At 64.1% G+C, this 276-nt stretch carries 1 protein-coding gene; it reads left to right on the top strand.

What is annotated here, in order from left to right; genetic code table 11:
• The coding region (locus tag CVH10_RS20090; protein ID WP_146143160.1) for a ParA family protein at nucleotides 1–276 on the top strand (276 nt) is incomplete at both ends.

The following is a 276-nucleotide window of genomic DNA, read 5'->3' as shown; positions in this document are numbered from 1 at the left end:
GCTGGAGATGGCGAGCGCGCCGGACCGTGCCCATCGCCTGCGCAACGTGCTCAAGGGCGTCGGGGAGACCGGCGCCACGGCGGGCGTCACCTATGTGCTGATCGACTGCCCCCCGTCGCTGAACCTTCTGACGTTGAACGCCATGGCTGCGGCGGACGCGGTTCTGGTGCCGTTGCAGTGCGAGTTCTTTGCCTTGGAAGGGTTGAGCCAACTGATGCGAACCATCGACATGGTCAAGCACAGCCTGAACCCATCGCTGGAAATCCAGGGCCTTGT

The organism is Halomonas sp. ND22Bw (assembly GCF_003011945.1).
Lineage (GTDB): Bacteria > Pseudomonadota > Gammaproteobacteria > Pseudomonadales > Halomonadaceae > Halomonas > Halomonas halophila.
This window is presented reverse-complemented; position numbering and strand designations above follow the sequence as displayed.